Annotated in this window: 13 protein-coding genes, 1 tRNA gene and 1 pseudogene; 5 read left to right on the top strand and 10 right to left on the bottom strand. The window is 69.9% G+C overall.

Features of this window, described 5'->3' with window-relative positions:
- Window positions 1-90 precede the first annotated feature (90 nt).
- From ABFB10_RS12515 to ABFB10_RS12505, 3 genes are all read right to left on the bottom strand, one after another.
- Window positions 91-879, bottom strand: coding sequence for an enoyl-ACP reductase FabI (locus tag ABFB10_RS12515; RefSeq protein ID WP_023849516.1), 789 nt, complete (start codon window positions 877-879; stop codon window positions 91-93).
- A 15-nt stretch (window positions 880-894) separates the two neighbouring features.
- Window positions 895-2,124, bottom strand: a complete 1,230-nt coding sequence (fabB, locus tag ABFB10_RS12510; RefSeq protein ID WP_347166771.1) for a beta-ketoacyl-ACP synthase I — start codon at window positions 2,122-2,124, stop codon at window positions 895-897.
- Between the two features lie 200 nt (window positions 2,125-2,324).
- Complete coding sequence (locus ABFB10_RS12505; protein WP_206566133.1) at window positions 2,325-2,558, bottom strand: hypothetical protein; 234 nt, start codon at window positions 2,556-2,558, stop codon at window positions 2,325-2,327.
- Between the two features lie 97 nt (window positions 2,559-2,655).
- On the opposite strand from ABFB10_RS12505, the gene ABFB10_RS12500 reads away from it, so the two are divergent.
- A complete protein-coding gene (locus ABFB10_RS12500; protein WP_347166770.1) occupies window positions 2,656-3,315 on the top strand; it encodes a hypothetical protein in 660 nt (219 codons plus the stop codon).
- Window positions 3,316-3,377: 62 nt separating this feature from the next.
- On the opposite strand, the gene fabA is transcribed toward ABFB10_RS12500, so the two are convergent.
- Complete coding sequence (fabA, locus tag ABFB10_RS12495) at window positions 3,378-3,887, bottom strand: bifunctional 3-hydroxydecanoyl-ACP dehydratase/trans-2-decenoyl-ACP isomerase (RefSeq protein WP_206566135.1); 510 nt, start codon at window positions 3,885-3,887, stop codon at window positions 3,378-3,380.
- Window positions 3,888-4,070: 183 nt separating this feature from the next.
- On the opposite strand from fabA, the pseudogene irr reads away from it, so the two are divergent.
- A pseudogene (irr, locus tag ABFB10_RS12490) lies at window positions 4,071-4,478 on the top strand (Fur family transcriptional regulator Irr); the annotation flags it as partial.
- Between the two features lie 205 nt (window positions 4,479-4,683).
- Here the strand turns inward: irr and ABFB10_RS12485 are convergent.
- From ABFB10_RS12485 to ABFB10_RS12465, 5 genes are all read right to left on the bottom strand, one after another.
- Window positions 4,684-5,820, bottom strand: coding sequence for an N-acetylglucosamine-6-phosphate deacetylase (locus ABFB10_RS12485; protein ID WP_347166769.1), 1,137 nt, complete (start codon window positions 5,818-5,820; stop codon window positions 4,684-4,686).
- A 160-nt stretch (window positions 5,821-5,980) separates the two neighbouring features.
- Entirely contained in the window at window positions 5,981-6,850 is an 870-nt protein-coding gene (locus ABFB10_RS12480) for a glucosamine kinase nucleotide-binding domain-containing protein (protein ID WP_347166768.1), read from the bottom strand.
- A 31-nt stretch (window positions 6,851-6,881) separates the two neighbouring features.
- A tRNA-Leu gene (locus ABFB10_RS12475) sits at window positions 6,882-6,967 on the bottom strand.
- A 249-nt stretch (window positions 6,968-7,216) separates the two neighbouring features.
- A complete protein-coding gene (locus tag ABFB10_RS12470; RefSeq protein WP_347166767.1) occupies window positions 7,217-7,738 on the bottom strand; it encodes a tetratricopeptide repeat protein in 522 nt (173 codons plus the stop codon).
- Between the two features lie 50 nt (window positions 7,739-7,788).
- Complete coding sequence (locus ABFB10_RS12465; protein WP_347166766.1) at window positions 7,789-8,265, bottom strand: Lrp/AsnC family transcriptional regulator; 477 nt, start codon at window positions 8,263-8,265, stop codon at window positions 7,789-7,791.
- 125 nt (window positions 8,266-8,390) lie between these two features.
- Between ABFB10_RS12465 and putA the strand changes: the two genes are divergently transcribed.
- The 3 genes from putA to ABFB10_RS12450 all read left to right on the top strand — a co-directional run bounded on the left by putA (window position 8,391) and on the right by ABFB10_RS12450 (window position 13,173).
- Complete coding sequence (gene putA, locus ABFB10_RS12460; RefSeq protein WP_347166765.1) at window positions 8,391-11,801, top strand: bifunctional proline dehydrogenase/L-glutamate gamma-semialdehyde dehydrogenase PutA; 3,411 nt, start codon at window positions 8,391-8,393, stop codon at window positions 11,799-11,801.
- 236 nt (window positions 11,802-12,037) lie between these two features.
- The gene (locus tag ABFB10_RS12455) at window positions 12,038-12,811 is read left to right on the top strand and encodes a rhomboid family intramembrane serine protease (RefSeq protein ID WP_347166764.1); all 774 of its coding nucleotides are present in this window, start codon (window positions 12,038-12,040) and stop codon (window positions 12,809-12,811) included.
- Window positions 12,808-13,173, top strand: a complete 366-nt coding sequence (locus tag ABFB10_RS12450; protein WP_347166763.1) for a GFA family protein — start codon at window positions 12,808-12,810, stop codon at window positions 13,171-13,173. The genes ABFB10_RS12455 and ABFB10_RS12450 overlap by 4 nt, the downstream gene beginning before the upstream one ends.
- A gap of 309 nt (window positions 13,174-13,482) precedes the next feature.
- Here the strand turns inward: ABFB10_RS12450 and ABFB10_RS12445 are convergent, their stop codons facing one another.
- The gene (locus ABFB10_RS12445) at window positions 13,483-14,274 is read right to left on the bottom strand and encodes an inositol monophosphatase family protein (protein WP_347166762.1); all 792 of its coding nucleotides are present in this window, start codon (window positions 14,272-14,274) and stop codon (window positions 13,483-13,485) included.
- Window positions 14,275-14,349: the final 75 nt, after the last annotated feature.

Raw genomic sequence — 14,349 nt, 5'->3', positions numbered from 1 at the left:
ACCATGACAGAAAAAAGGCCCGGCTCCTTTCGGGGCCGGGCCTGTGACATCAAGGCGGGCTGAGGGCGCGCGCCGGGCCGTCCCGCGCGTTCAGAGGTGATCGTATTGCGGCATGCCCAGCACGTGATAGCCGCCGTCGACGCGGATGATCTCTCCGGTCGTGCAGGCGCCTGCGTCCGAGATCAGGTAGACCGCCGTGCCGCCCACCGCCTCGAGCGTCGCATTTGCGCCCAGCGGCGCGTTCATGTCGGTGTGCTTGTAGGTCTTGCGCGCGCCGCCGATGGCCGCACCGGCCAACGTCTTCATCGGCCCGGGCGAGATCGCATTCACCCGGATTCCGTCCGTCCCGAGGTCGTTGGCCAGATAGCGCGTGGTCGATTCCAGCGCCGCCTTGGCGACCCCCATGACGTTGTAGTTCGGCGTCACCCGGGTCGAGCCCATGTAGGTCAGCGTCAGCAGCGTGCCGCCCGCCGTCATCAGCGGATGCGCCCGCCGCGCCACGTCGATGAAGGAATAGACCGAGATGTCCATGGAGTTGCGGAAGTTCCCGCGCGAGGTGTTCAGGATCCGCCCCGTCAGTTCGGACTTGTCGCTGTAGGCGATGGCATGGACAACGAAGTCCAGCCGGTCCCAGCGCGCGCCCAGCTTCTCAAAGGCGGCATCCAGCGAGGCATCGTCGGTGACATCCACATCGACCATGAAATCCGACCCGACAGAGGCCGCCAGCGGCTCCAGCCGCTTGCCGAAGGCCTCGCCCTGATAGGTAAAGGCCAGCTCGGCCCCCGCCTCGGCGCAGGCCTTCGCAATGCCCCAGGCGATCGATCGCTCGTTCGCCACACCCATGACAAGCCCGCGCTTGCCTTCCAAGGAAATCGTCATCTCAAACGCCCCGCGTCAGTCCCGGAATTTCGACAGCACCATCGACCCGTTCGTCCCGCCGAACCCGAAAGAGTTCGTCATGACCGAATCGAGCCCGGCATCCTCGACCAGCGCGGTGGCGATCTCTGCCGGCTTCAGGGCCGGGTCCAGCGTTTCCACGTTGATCGAGGGGATGATGAAATCATGCTCCAGCGCCAGCAGGCAATAGATCGCCTCCTGCGCGCCGGTGGCGCCCTGGCTGTGGCCGGTCATCGACTTGGTCGAGGACACCGGCGGCGTGTCGCCCTCGCCGAAGACCCGGCGCACCGCCTCGATCTCGCCGACGTCGCCCACCGGGGTCGAGGTGCCATGCGCGTTGATATAGCTGACCTTGCGGCCTTCGGGCAGGGTCGACAGCGCCAGCCGCATGGCGCGCTCGCCGCCCTCTCCGCTCGGCGCCACCATGTCGGCGCCATCCGAGGTTGCGCCAAGGCCGGTGACCTCTGCATAGATCTTCGCACCGCGCGCGCGGGCGTGCTCCAGCTCTTCCAGCACGACGATGCCGCCGCCGCCGGAAATCACGAAGCCGTCCCGGCCCGCATCGAAGGCGCGCGAGGCCTTCTCGGGCGTGTCGTTGTACTTCGAGGACATGGCGCCCATGGCGTCGAAGAGGCAGGACAGGGTCCAGTCCAGTTCCTCGCCGCCGCCCGCGAACATGACGTCCTGCTTGCCCAGCATGATCTGTTCCGCCGCGTTGCCGATGCAATGCAGCGAGGTCGAGCAGGCCGAGGTGATCGAGTAGTTGATGCCCTTGATCTTGAAGGCGGTCGAGAGGTTGGCGCTGATCGTCGAGCACATGGCCTTGGGCACCGCGAAGGGGCCGACCCGCTTGGTCGCGCCGGTCTTCAGCACCGTCTCATGCGCGGTCAGCAGCGCGCTTGTCGACGGCCCGCCAGAGCCCGCCACCAGCCCGGTGCGCGGGTTCACGATGTCGCTCTCGTCCAGCCCTGCATCGGCGATGGCCTGTTGCATGGCGATATGGGCATAGGCCGCCCCCGGCCCCATGAAGCGCAGGGTCCGCTTGTCGACATGTTCGGTCACGTCGATCTTCAGCTGGCCGGAAATCTGGCTGCGGAATCCGTGCTCCTTCATCTCTTCGGATGCGGATATCCCGGACTTTCCGGCCTTCAGAGAGGCCAGTACCTCTTCGGCATTGTTCCCGATGCTGGACACGATCCCCAGCCCGGTGACGACGACACGGCGCATACGGCCTCCCTTGCATTTGCTTGCGCCTTACTAAGGGACGCGGGCCGGGTGGCGCAAGGCGGGAAGGGGCGGACCGACACGCTTATCCCCCGCATGGCGGCCCGATCCGTCGCTTCGGCGGCGGGGAATGCGCAGCCCCTGCCCCGGGGGACGCCGGGCCATTTCCGTCCAAGGACCACCCGGCCCGCCGGTCCCGGACCTCAATGCAGGCTCAGCAGGACCTGGATGTCGCGACGGCTGAGCGGCGCCAGCAGCGCCCGCTCCTCGGCGTTCAGGCCCTCGCCGCGCGCCACCCTCTGCTCGATCCCCTGCGCCACCTCGCTTGTCGAACGATAGTAGAACTCGGGGTCCGAGGCGCTGAGGTCGCGCATCAGGCGCTCCAGCAGCCGCTTGCGCTTCTCCGCATCCAGATCGCTTCGCTTGTCCTGCAGCACGGGCTTGACCTCCGGTTCGCACGGCCTCTCTTCCCTGCACAAGATAGCGGCGAACGCGCCGCCGTCGACCGCCCCGAGACATTGGAGAGGCCCGCCCGTGTTCCGCCGCCTGACGCGCTGGATGTCACCGCCCCAGAAACCGGCCCGCCACCCGCCCGACCCCGAGGCCGAAGAGGCCCTCGCGGCGGTTCTGGACCGCGATCCCTACCTCTGCCTCGCGGATCGGGGCCTGCGGCTGGTCTCTGTCTTCGACGATCTGCGTTACGACCGCGCCGACATGGACATGCTGAACGGCCCGATGCGCAGGCGACTCGTCGCCGCGCTGGCCCCGCTGGGTGTCCGGCAAGGACGCGGGTCGCGCCTGGACTGTCCGGTCACGGGCCTGCGCCTGCATATGCCGAAGTTCCGCGCCCTCGGCGCCTCGCCTTTCGACGCGCTGCGCGATACGGTCCGCGCCCCCACGGACTACGCCGTGCTGACCCCCACGCAGGCCGCCTGCGCGATCATCGACGCCCATTCCACCGACGCGGCTCGTGGCGCGCCTGGAGCGGCTGGTCCGACAGCACCCGGTCAACTTGCTGCGGATCTTCGATTTTCTCGACGGAAGCCCGGCGCATCAGGCCTTCCGCCCCGCCATCGGCCACCTCGTCCCGATCCAGCGAGAGGCGGTGCGCACGGCGCCCCTGAAGGATCGCCGCGCCCTGCGCTGACGCCCTTGACAGAGACGGTCGCGAAAACCCGCCCGGCGCCGCCATGAAAAAGGCCGGCGCCCAAGGCACCGGCCCGCAACAGTCCGCCGCCGTCGAGGCCGGGCAGCCCTCAGTTCTCGCTGAGCGCCACCTTCATGTCCTTGACCTCATAGATCACCTCGCCATCGGCCTCGACGATGCCATCGGCCACACCCATGGTCAGCCGGCGCGTCTGCACCGCCTTGGTGAAATCCACCTTGTAGGTCAGCATCTTGCGGTCGGGCCGCACCATGCCCTTCAGCTTCACCTCGCCGACACCCAGCGCATAGCCGCGCCCCGTCCAGCCACGCCAGCCCAGGTTGAAGCCGGTCAGCTGCCACAGCCCGTCAAGGCCAAGACAGCCCGGCATGATCGGGTTGCCGGGAAAGTGACACTCGAAGAACCACAGGTCCGGCGTGATGTCGAACTCGGCCCGCACATGGCCCTTGCCGTGCAGCCCCGCGTCGCCGGAAATCTCGGTGATCCGGTCCATCATCAGCATCGGAGGCTCGGGCAGCTGGGCATTGCCCGGCCCGAAAAGCTCGCCGCGTGCACATTTCAGAAGGTCTTCCTTGCCGAAGCTGGTCGGATAGTCGGCCATGTCGGCACGCCCCTTTTGCTGGTCTCCCGTGACCGGGAAAAATCCGGCCCCCTCTAGCACCGGGTTGCGGCGCGGCGCAAGGGTGCGGGCGGTCCCGGCGAAATCTGTTTGAATTCCGCCCCCGCAAGCTCCTATATTCCACAAGGACCCAAGGCAGACGGCATGGACAGGCGATGACCCAGTGCAACGGAACGCGGCAAGGCATGGCTGGCGCACAGCGACCTGCGCCCGACCCGTCAGCGCGTCGCCCTCGCCGCGCTGCTGGTCGGCGACGGCCAGAACCGCCATGTCACCGCCGAAAGCCTCTTCGTCTCCGCCCAGGATCAGGGCGAGCAGGTCTCCCTCGCGACAGTCTACAACACGCTGCGCGCCTTCTGCGACGCCGGCCTGATGCAAGAGGTGACGGTGGACGGCTCGCGCAGCTACTTCGACACCAACACCCACGACCACCCGCATTTCTACTGGGAGGACGACGCCCATCTGACCGACGCCCCCTCGGACGAACTGGTGATCTCGCGCCTGCCCAAGGCCCCCGAGGGCGCCGAAATCGCCTCCGTCGACGTGGTCATCCGCCTGCGCCGCAAAAGCTGACCACCCCCCTGCCCCCGGCATCCGGCGGCAGGCCCGAACCGCCCGCCCTTCTTTGGTCTTGAAATACCTCGGGGTCTGGGGCAGCGCCCCGACGGGGGTTTGGGGGCTCCGCCCCCAAGAGGGAATGCGCGCTGCAGGCGCTCCGCAAGGCAACCGCCCCGCCCAAGCCAACCGCCTCGCCAGGGTCCCGCGCCGCCACGCAGCGTCAGGCCAGCCGCAGCCCCGCGCGCCAGACCCCCCGCAGGGACCAGTCCGCCCCCAGCCAGACCAGATCCGCCGACGCGCCGTCCCGGATCCGTCCGCACCCCAGATGCGCGCCGGGGGTGCCGGTGACCATGGCCAGCGCGCGGGCCTCCGGCACGCCGATGCCCACCAGATTGCGCACCGATTGGGCCAGCGTCAGGCAGGCCCCCGCCAGCGTGCCGTCTTCCAGCGTCAGGCGATCCTGCCGCGCCGCGCCACCGGCCAGCACCACCGTGGTCTCGCTGCGCAGCACCCGGCGCCCGTTCAGCGCAAAGCCCGGCTCCTCCGAGCCCGCCAGTGCCATGCAGTCCGAGACCGCGTGGATGCCGCTGTCCCGGGCCGCCAGCGCCACCCGCAGCGCCACCGGATCGACATGCAGAAGATCCGCGATCACCCCCGCTGACACCGCCGCATCCAGCGCCGCGCCGACCAGCCCCGGCGCCCGCGCGCCCATCTGGCTCATGGCGTTGAACAGATGCGTGACATGGCGCGCCCCCGCGTCGAAGGCCGCCCGCGCCGCCTCGGCAGAGCAATCGGTATGGCCCAGCGAGACCGCCACCCCCGCCCCGGCCAGCGCCGATATCTGCGCGTTCGTCACCGCCTCGGGCGCCACCGTGACCATGAGGAAGGGCAAGGCGCGTGCCGCCTCCATCAGTTCGGCAAGGTCCGCCCCGGTCATCGGGCGGATCAGGGCCCCGTCATGCGCGCCCTTCTTCGAGGGTGCCAGATGCGGCCCCTCCAGATGCAGCCCGGCGATGCCCGGCACACCCGCCCGCAGGGCATCGGAAACGGCGGCAATGGCGCGGCTCACCACCTCCGGCCCGGAAGAGATCACCGTGGGCAGGATCGTCGTCGCGCCAAGCCCGCCGTGCACCCGCGACATCAACCGCAGGGTTTCGACCGTCGGCGCCGCGTCGAACATGACCCCGCCGCCGCCGTTGACCTGAAGATCGACGAAGCCCGGCAGCAGGACACCCTCGTCCAGCAGCCCGACCGGGCCTCCGGCGCCGCCGAACCGGCCGCCCGAGATCCGCACCTCGGCCCCGACAAAATCCCTGCCGTCGAAGACACGCGGCGCGCGCAGGGTCAGATCGCTCACACCCGCCTCCCGTGCACATCTGCCGAAGCAGCCGGGGCCCGCCTGTCACGCCCCAGCCGCGCGGCCATCGGCCCGCCCGCCACGGCCCACACCCGGCCAGGCCGCGCGCGCCAATGCATCCGCAGGGCGCAGCGCGCCCCGCCCTGTCCCGGCAGGCCGGTCATGGCAGGCACCCCTCGGCCATCCGGCCCGCAAGCGCCAGTGCCCCGTCGGGCGCCGCCCCCTGCGGCTTCGTCAGCGCCGCGCGCATGGCGGTCGGCAGGGCCCCGGCATAGACCGGCCCCAGCCCGCCGGTCAGGCACAGCGCCTCACCGCTTTGCCACCCCAGCGCCGTCAGTGCCCCGGCGATGTAGCCGGCGCCGCGCGTGATCAGGTCGACGGCCTGCGCGTCGCCGCCCTCGGCGGCGGCCACCACGCCCGGCGCCAGTTCGGCCAGATCGCGCGACCGCGCCCGCGTGGCGAAGGCGATGATGCCGCTGCGCCCGCCCATCTCGTCCCACAGCCCGCGCGTCAGGTCCGACCCGGCGCCCCAGCCCTCGGACACCCGCAGCGTCGCGGCAAGGGCCTCGCGGCCCAGCCATGCGCCCGAGGCCTCGTCACCCAGAGCCAGCCCGTGGCCGCCGAGAAAGCGCATGGCGCCACCCGTCTGCCGCGCAAGGAAAGACCCGGTGCCGATCACCGCCACGGCGCCGTCGCGCGCCGCCAGCGCATCCACCACGGAGGCGCGCCGGTCCTCTTCGATCACCAACCGGGCAAAGGGCAGCTCCCTGCGCAGGCGCTCTGCGACGCGGGCATCCACGACCCCGGCCATGCCCAGATAGGCCGGCGCCTGCGCAAGCCTCTCGACCGGCAGGTCCAGCGCCTCTGCCAGCGCCTGCACGACGGCCCGCACCGCGGCCACCGCGCCCTCGAAGTCAGAGGTCGCATTGGCGCCCGGGACGGCGCGGGTCACGCGCTTGCCCCCGTAAAGCGCTGCGCCGCGGCAGGTCGTGCCGCCGCCGTCGATGCCGATCAGAAGGGGATGGGACATGGCTTGCCTTTGCCTGTGTTCTCGGGCCCGCTGGTACCCGCGGTACGGACTCGAACCGGCACGGCACAAGGCCTGGAGATTTTAAGTCTCCTGTGTCTACCATTCCACCACGCGGGCCAGCGGGAACTCTCTAGCAAGCACATGCGCAGAGGAACAGGCGGAATCCGCCCTCCCGGCGGCGCACTGCCCGCCCCCGACAGGCGGACGGCTGTGTCTACTGCAAGGGGGCCCACGCTGCGGCGATGGTCCGGGCAAAACCGGTTTCGGCGACGCCCCGGTCAACGGCGCTGCGGGGCCGCGCCCTGAAGGCAGCACGACCTCGGGGAAACGGCATCGGACCTTGCAAGGGCAGACGCGGCGTTCAGATCAGAGCTCTTCGCCCGGCACCGGTTTCAGAAGCGCGCGTTCCGCCAGCCAGGGGTTCACCGCCAGCGCCGCGCGCAGGGCCGCCTGCCCCTCTGCCTCGCGCCCCAACGCCAGCAGCGTCAGCGCATAGCCCGAGAGCGCGCCGACATGGCGCGGGCGCAGTTCCAGCGCGCGTTCGAGATCGGGCAGAGCCAGCGCGTAGTCCTGCCGGATGAAATTCACGAAGGCGCGCTGGTTGTAGCCTTCGGCGTAATGCGGGCAGTAGCCCACCAGCGCGTCGAAGCGATCGAGCGCGCGCAGGAAATCGTAAGAGGCCCGCGCCCGCATGCCCTCGTCCAGCATCATCTGGCTTGGCTCGTCGGGCGCGTCGTCCCACAGCGCCCACATCCGGTTGACGATCAGCCGCGCCGTCCCTTCGTCCGGGGCCGTCAGCAGGCTGTCATAGAGCGGCGCCATCGCCTCCGAGATATCCGGCACCTCGGGGCAGCCATCCGCCAGCGCGGGCAGCGCAAGAACACTCATCGCGGCGGCCAGTCTCATGCAGGCAGGATGCAAAGCCGCCTGCCCCAGGGTCAAGTCACTTCGGCGAGACCGTCGTCCTTGACCGCCTCCATGGCCACATAGGTCGAGGTCGAGGCCATGCCCGGCAGGGTCGAGATCTTGTCCGCCAGCACCTGCCGGTAGCTGGGCATGTCCGCCGTGCGCACCTTCAGCAGGTAGTCGAAATTGCCCGCGATCAGATGCGCCTGCTCGATCTCGGGAATGGCGGCGACGGCGGCGTTGAACTTGGCCAGCGTCGGTTCGCGGGTGTCGATCATGCGCACCTCGACAAAGGCAACATGGTCGAGGCCCAGCCGGATCGGATCCAGCGAGGCCCGGTAGCCCCGGATGATGCCGTTTTCCTCCAGCCGTTTCAGCCGCGCCTGCGTCGGCGATTTGGACAGGCCGATGCGCCGCGCCAGTTCGGTGACGGAAATCCGCGCCTCGCTGGCCAGAGTCGCCAGAATCGCCCGGTCGAAGCCATCCAGATCCGCAATTTCACTTTGCATCGTTTTACCCCCATTTTCAGGCGAAACGATAAGCCGGAAGTTCAAACTTGGTCAATCCGACTGACGAGATTGCGATACTATGGTCGGAATACCCTCCGGAGCCCCATGTTTTTCCCAAGGACACCATGACAGACCTGCGCGACCGTATCGACGCCCTGACCTACGCGCCCGAGGCGCAGGTCCTTTCCGACCTTCGCACGCTGGCCGCGCTCAGCGAAAGCGACCGCCGCGCCATCTCGCAGGATGCCGCGCGGCTGGTGCGCGACATCCGCGGCAGCACCCGCCCCGGCCTGATGGAGGTCTTCCTCGCCGAATACGGCCTGTCTACCGACGAGGGCATCGCGCTGATGTGTCTGGCAGAGGCGCTGTTGCGCGTGCCCGACGCGCGGACCATCGACGCGCTGATCGAGGACAAGATCGCGCCCTCGGACTGGGGGCGGCACATGGGGCATTCGACCTCGCCGCTGGTCAATGCCTCGACATGGGCGCTGATGCTGACCGGCAAGGTGCTGGAGGACACGCCACCGGGGCCGGTGGGCCATCTGCGCGGCGCCATCAAGCGGCTGGGCGAGCCGGTGATCCGCACCGCCGTGGGCCGGGCCATGCGCGAGATGGGCTCGCAATTCGTGCTGGGCGAGACGATCCGGTCGGCGATGACGCGCGGCTCGAAGATGGAGGCCAAGGGCTACAGCTACTCCTACGACATGCTGGGTGAGGCCGCGCGCACCGAGGCCGACGCACAGCGCTATTTCGATGCCTACGCGCGGGCCATCGAGGCCATTGCCGGGGCGGCGAAGGCCCGCGACATCCGCGACAACCCGGGCATCTCGGTGAAGCTGTCCGCCCTGCACCCCCGTTACGACGAGTTGCAGCGCGCGGGTTCCATGGCGGTGCTGGTCCCCCGCCTGACGGCGCTCTGCAAACAGGCCAAGGATGCGCGGATCGGCCTGAACATCGACGCGGAAGAGGCCGACCGCCTCGCGCTGTCGCTCGACATCATCGAGGCGGCCTTGTCCGACCCGCAGCTGGCGGGCTGGGACGGCTTCGGCGTGGTGGTGCAGGCCTACGGGCTGCGCGCCGCCCCGGTGCTGGACTGGCTGCACGCGCTGGCGACGCGGCTGGACCGGCGCATCATGGTGCGGCTGGTCAAGGGCGCCTATTGGGACACCGAGATCAAGCGCGCCCAGGTGGCGGGGCTGGACGCCTTCCCGGTCTTCACCGCCAAGGCCGCCACGGATGTCAGCTATATCGCCAATGCCCGCAAGCTGCTGTCCATGACCGACCGCATCTACCCGCAGTTCGCCACCCACAACGCCCATACGGTCGCGGCGATCCTGCACATGGCGGATGACAAATCCGCCTTCGAATTCCAGCGCCTGCACGGCATGGGCGAGACGCTGCATGGGCTCGTGAAGGACCGCGAGGGCACGCGCTGCCGCATCTACGCCCCCGTGGGTGCGCATCGCGACCTGCTGGCCTACCTCGTGCGCAGGCTGCTGGAAAACGGCGCGAACTCGTCCTTCGTGAACCAGATCGTCGACGAGGAAGTGCCGCCAGAGGTGGTGGCCGCCGACCCCTTCGACACCGCCCGGCCCGGCAGCCTGCCGACCGGCGCCGCGCTGTTCCAGCCCGAACGCCCGAACTCAAAGGGCCATGACCTGCGCCACCGCCCGACGCTGCACGCGCTGGACAAGGGCCGCGACGCCTTCCGCGCGCACCGCTGGCAGGCCGGGCCGCTGCTGGCTGTCGAGGCCGCGCAGGGCGCCGATGAACCCCTCACCAATCCCGCCGATCCCTCCGACAGGGTCGGCGCGGTGACGCTGGCCACACCCGAGGGCGCCCGCGCCGCCGCGCAGGCCGCACAGCCATGGCAGGCCGACGCGGCCACCCGCGCCCGCGTCCTGAACGCCGCCGCCGATCTTTACGAGGCGCACAGGGACGAGCTCTTTGCGATCCTGCACCGCGAGGCGGGCAAGACCCTGCTGGATGCGGTGGCCGAACTGCGCGAGGCGGTGGACTTCCTGCGCTACTACGCCGCCCGCGCCGAGGGCGCCCCGCCGCGCGGCACCTTCGCCTGCATCTCGCCGTGGAACTTCCCGCTGGCGATCTTCACGGGGCAGGTCTCTGCCGCGCTGGCCACGGGCAACGCGGTGCTGGCCAAGCCCGCCGAGCAGACGCCGCTGGTGGCCTTCCGCGCCGTGGAACTGCTGCACGAGGCCGGTGTCCCGCGCGCGGCGCTGCAACTGCTGCCCGGCGCGGGCGACATTGGCGCGGCACTGACCGCCTGCGGCGCGGTGGACGGCGTGGCCTTCACCGGCTCGACGGAGACGGCGCAGGCGATCCACCGCAGCATGGCCGCCCATCTCGCCCCCGGCGCGCCGCTGATCGCCGAGACCGGCGGGCTGAACGCGATGATCGTCGACTCGACCGCCCTGCCGGAACAGGCGGTGCAGGCCATCGTGGAAAGCGCCTTCCAGTCGGCGGGCCAGCGCTGTTCCGCGCTGCGCTGCCTCTACCTGCAGGAGGACGTGGCCGATACGGTGCTGGAGATGCTGAAGGGCGCCATGTCGGCGCTGGAAACGGGCGACCCCTGGCAGGTGGCCACCGACGTCGGCCCGGTGATCGACGCCGAGGCGCGTGCGGGCATCCTGTCCCACATCGAACAGGCCCGCGCCGAGGGCCGCGTGCTGCATGCGCTGGACACCCCCGCCCAGGGGCACTTCGTCCCGGCCACCCTGATCCGAGTGCCCGGCATCGAGGCGCTGGAGCGCGAGATCTTCGGCCCCGTGCTGCATGTAGCGACCTTCAAGGCGGCGCGGCTGGACGCGGTGATCGACGCCATCAACGCCACCGGCTACGGGCTGACCTTCGGCCTGATGACCCGCATCGACGACCGCGTGCAGCATGTGACCGACCGGGTCCACGCGGGCAACCTCTACGTCAACCGCAACCAGATCGGCGCCATCGTGGGCAGCCAGCCCTTCGGCGGCGAGGGCCTGTCCGGCACCGGCCCCAAGGCGGGCGGGCCGCTCTACCTCGACCGGTTCCGCCAGCAGCCCGCGCCGGGCGCGGTGGCGGACTGGACCGACGCCATGGACCCGCAGGCGCTGGAGACCCTGATCGCCCGCGCCCCCGCCGGCGCACCATCCGCCCGTACCGAGCTTCCCGGCCCGACCGGCGAGGCCAACCAGCTGACCGACATGCCGCGCCCGCCGCTGCTGTGCCTCGGGCCGGGAGCGGCAGCAGCAGAGGCGCAGGCCCGCGCCGTCCGCGCCGCAGGCGGCAGCGCGGTCACCGCCACCGGCAGCCTGCCGCCAGAGGCGCTCGGCTCCCTGACCGGCATCGCGGGGGTGCTGTGGTGGGGCGACGCCACGACCGGCGCGGCCTGCCGCGCCGCGCTGGCCGGGCGCGCCGGGCCGATCCTGCCGCTGATCACCGGCCTGCCGGACCGGGGTCACACCCGCGCCGAACGCCACGTCTGCATCGACACGACGGCAGCCGGGGGCAATGCGGCGCTTCTGGCGGGTCAGGCCTGATCGCGCCGGGGGCGGGGGAGGCGCAGACCCACCCTGCCCCGCTCACCGGACCGTCAGGGCTTGCCAGGCGCGGCGGGCTCCCGATGAGAGGGGGTGCATCGAGCCGACCCGCCCGCTGCCCCGACCGGAACGCAGAGCTCAGAGCACGCCTCACTCCGGAGCATTTTTTAAAGCCAAACCGGCATGGGCCCACCCGCCACCTTGACGCCGCCGCAAAGGATGCCACCCTCGGCCCCATGTTTCCGATCCGAGACCACAATCCCTCGGGACGCGTGCCCTTCGTCACCTATGCCCTGATGCTGACCAATATCGCGGTCTTTATCGGGACATGGGATCTTGGCCAGTCACCCCGCGCGCTCTACGCCTTTTACGCCGAATTCGCGCTGATCCCGGCCTTCCTGATGGAAGGCTATGGCTGGCAAGGGTTGGTGACCTCGATGTTCCTGCACGGCGGCCTGTTGCACATCGCCGGCAACATGCTGTTCCTGTTCATCTTCGGCGACAACCTCGAAGACGAGATGGGGCACCTGGGCTTTGCCCTCTTCTACCTCGCCTGCGGGATCGGCGCCGGCCTGATCCACGTGATCTCGGCGCCCTATTCCACCGTGCCGACCGTAGGCGCCTCGGGGGCCATCGCGGGCGTCATGGGGGGCTACCTGCTGCTCTTTCCCGGGGCGCGGGTCGATATCCTGCTGATCCTCATCGTGATCTTCAGGATCATCCCGGTTCCGGCATGGCTGATGCTGGCGATCTGGTTCGGGATGCAGCTGCTGGGCGGCTGGAGCACCGCGCCGGACGAGGGCGGCGTCGCCTATTGGGCCCATATCGGGGGCTTCGTGGCAGGCCTGATCCTGACCGTCCCGGGCTGGCTGAAACGTGGCGGCCCGGCCTTCTGGAACCGCACCCGCGGCCAGCCGCCGCACCCGGTGGCGCGTTACGACCGCTCGCATATTCCGCGCATCCGCAGGGCGCGCAGAACAACACAGGTCCCGAGGATACGCCGCCGATGAACCCACACAAAGCCATCTGCCACTGCGGCGCCGTCGAACTGCGCGTGACGCTGAGCGACGGGCTGAACAGCGCGCGCCGCTGCGATTGCTCCTTCTGCCGCCGCCGCTCCGTCCCGGTGGTCTCGGCCCCGCTCGACGGGATCGAGGTGGTCCGAGGCGCCGACAACCTCACGCTCTATACCTGGGGCACGCACACGGCCCGGCACCACTTCTGCAAGACCTGCGGGATCTACCTGTTCCACCGCCGCCGCTCCGATCCGAACGAATACGGCGTGAACCTCTACGCGATCGAGGGGATGGACCCGAAGGACATCGAGCCGGTCGACTGGCACGACGGCGTCAATCACCCGTCCGACCGCTGACCCGACAAGCCTCAGCGCGGGCGGAGACCGGGTTCAGAGGTATTTGGACCAAGAAGAAACCCGTGCGCTGTACCCTGCACAGCACCCTGCCGCCCGACCGATCCGACCCCCTGCATCCCCGGCGCCCTGCCGTCGGGACCCGCGCCGCGACAGGCAAGCCCGGCAGCACCAGGACACCGCCCCGTGTCCCCGGCAACCCAAGGTCACCCGGGCGCCTTCGCGCTGCCCTGTGCTTCTTCTTGGCCCAAATACCCTCCGCCGGAGGCATCCGACAAAGTCCGCGAAGCGCTCCGGCTAGGGGCAGCGCGCTCAGGCCGCGCGCAGCAGCTTGGAGAGCGGCGTGAAGATCTCGCCATTGGCACAGAGGATGGAGCCGCTTTCGAGGAAGTTCTGCCCCGCGCGCACGCCTTCGACCAGCGCACCGGCCTCGATGGCGATCAGGCTGCCCGCCGCGATGTCCCAGATCTTCAGCTCGCGTTCCCAGTAGCCCTCGAAGCGGCCCGCCGCCACATAGGCAAGGTCGAGCGCGGCAGAGCCCGAGGGCCGCAGCCCGGCGACTTCGGGCATGACGCGGGCGAGGTCCTTCAGCGTCGCGGGCAGCGTGTGCTTGCCGGCGAAGGGGATGCCGGTGGCGACCAGCGCCTCGTTCATCGCGCGGCGGCCCGAGACACGCAGGCGGCGCGAATCGTTCAGCCAGGCCCCGGCGCCGCGTTCGGCGTAGAACATCTCGTCCTTGGCGGCGTCATAGACCACGCCGGACACGATCTGCCCCTTGTGTTCCAGCGCGATGGAGACCGCCCAATGCGGCATGCCGTGCAGGAAGTTCGTCGTGCCGTCCAGCGCATCGACGATCCAGCGCCGGGTCGGGTCCTCGCCCTCGGCCTCGCCGCTTTCCTCGCCGACCCAGCCATAGGTCGGGCGTGCGCCCATCAGCTCTTCGCGCAGGATGCGGTCGGCCTCGATATCGGCGCGGGTCACGAAGTCCGAGGTCCCCTTGCGCGAGACCTGCAGGTTCTCGACCTCGCGGAAATCCTTGACCAGAGACCGCCCCGCCTTGCGCGCCGCCTTCATCATGATGTTGAGATTCGCGCTGCCCTGCATGCTCGGGCCCTTTCCGGATGGCCAAAAGAAATCAGGCCGCGGCTATACGCGGCCTGACCGGTCTTGCCAAGGGGC

Source organism: Ponticoccus litoralis (assembly GCF_039769985.1).
Classification (GTDB): Bacteria; Pseudomonadota; Alphaproteobacteria; order Rhodobacterales; family Rhodobacteraceae; genus Ponticoccus; species Ponticoccus litoralis.
This window is presented reverse-complemented; position numbering and strand designations above follow the sequence as displayed.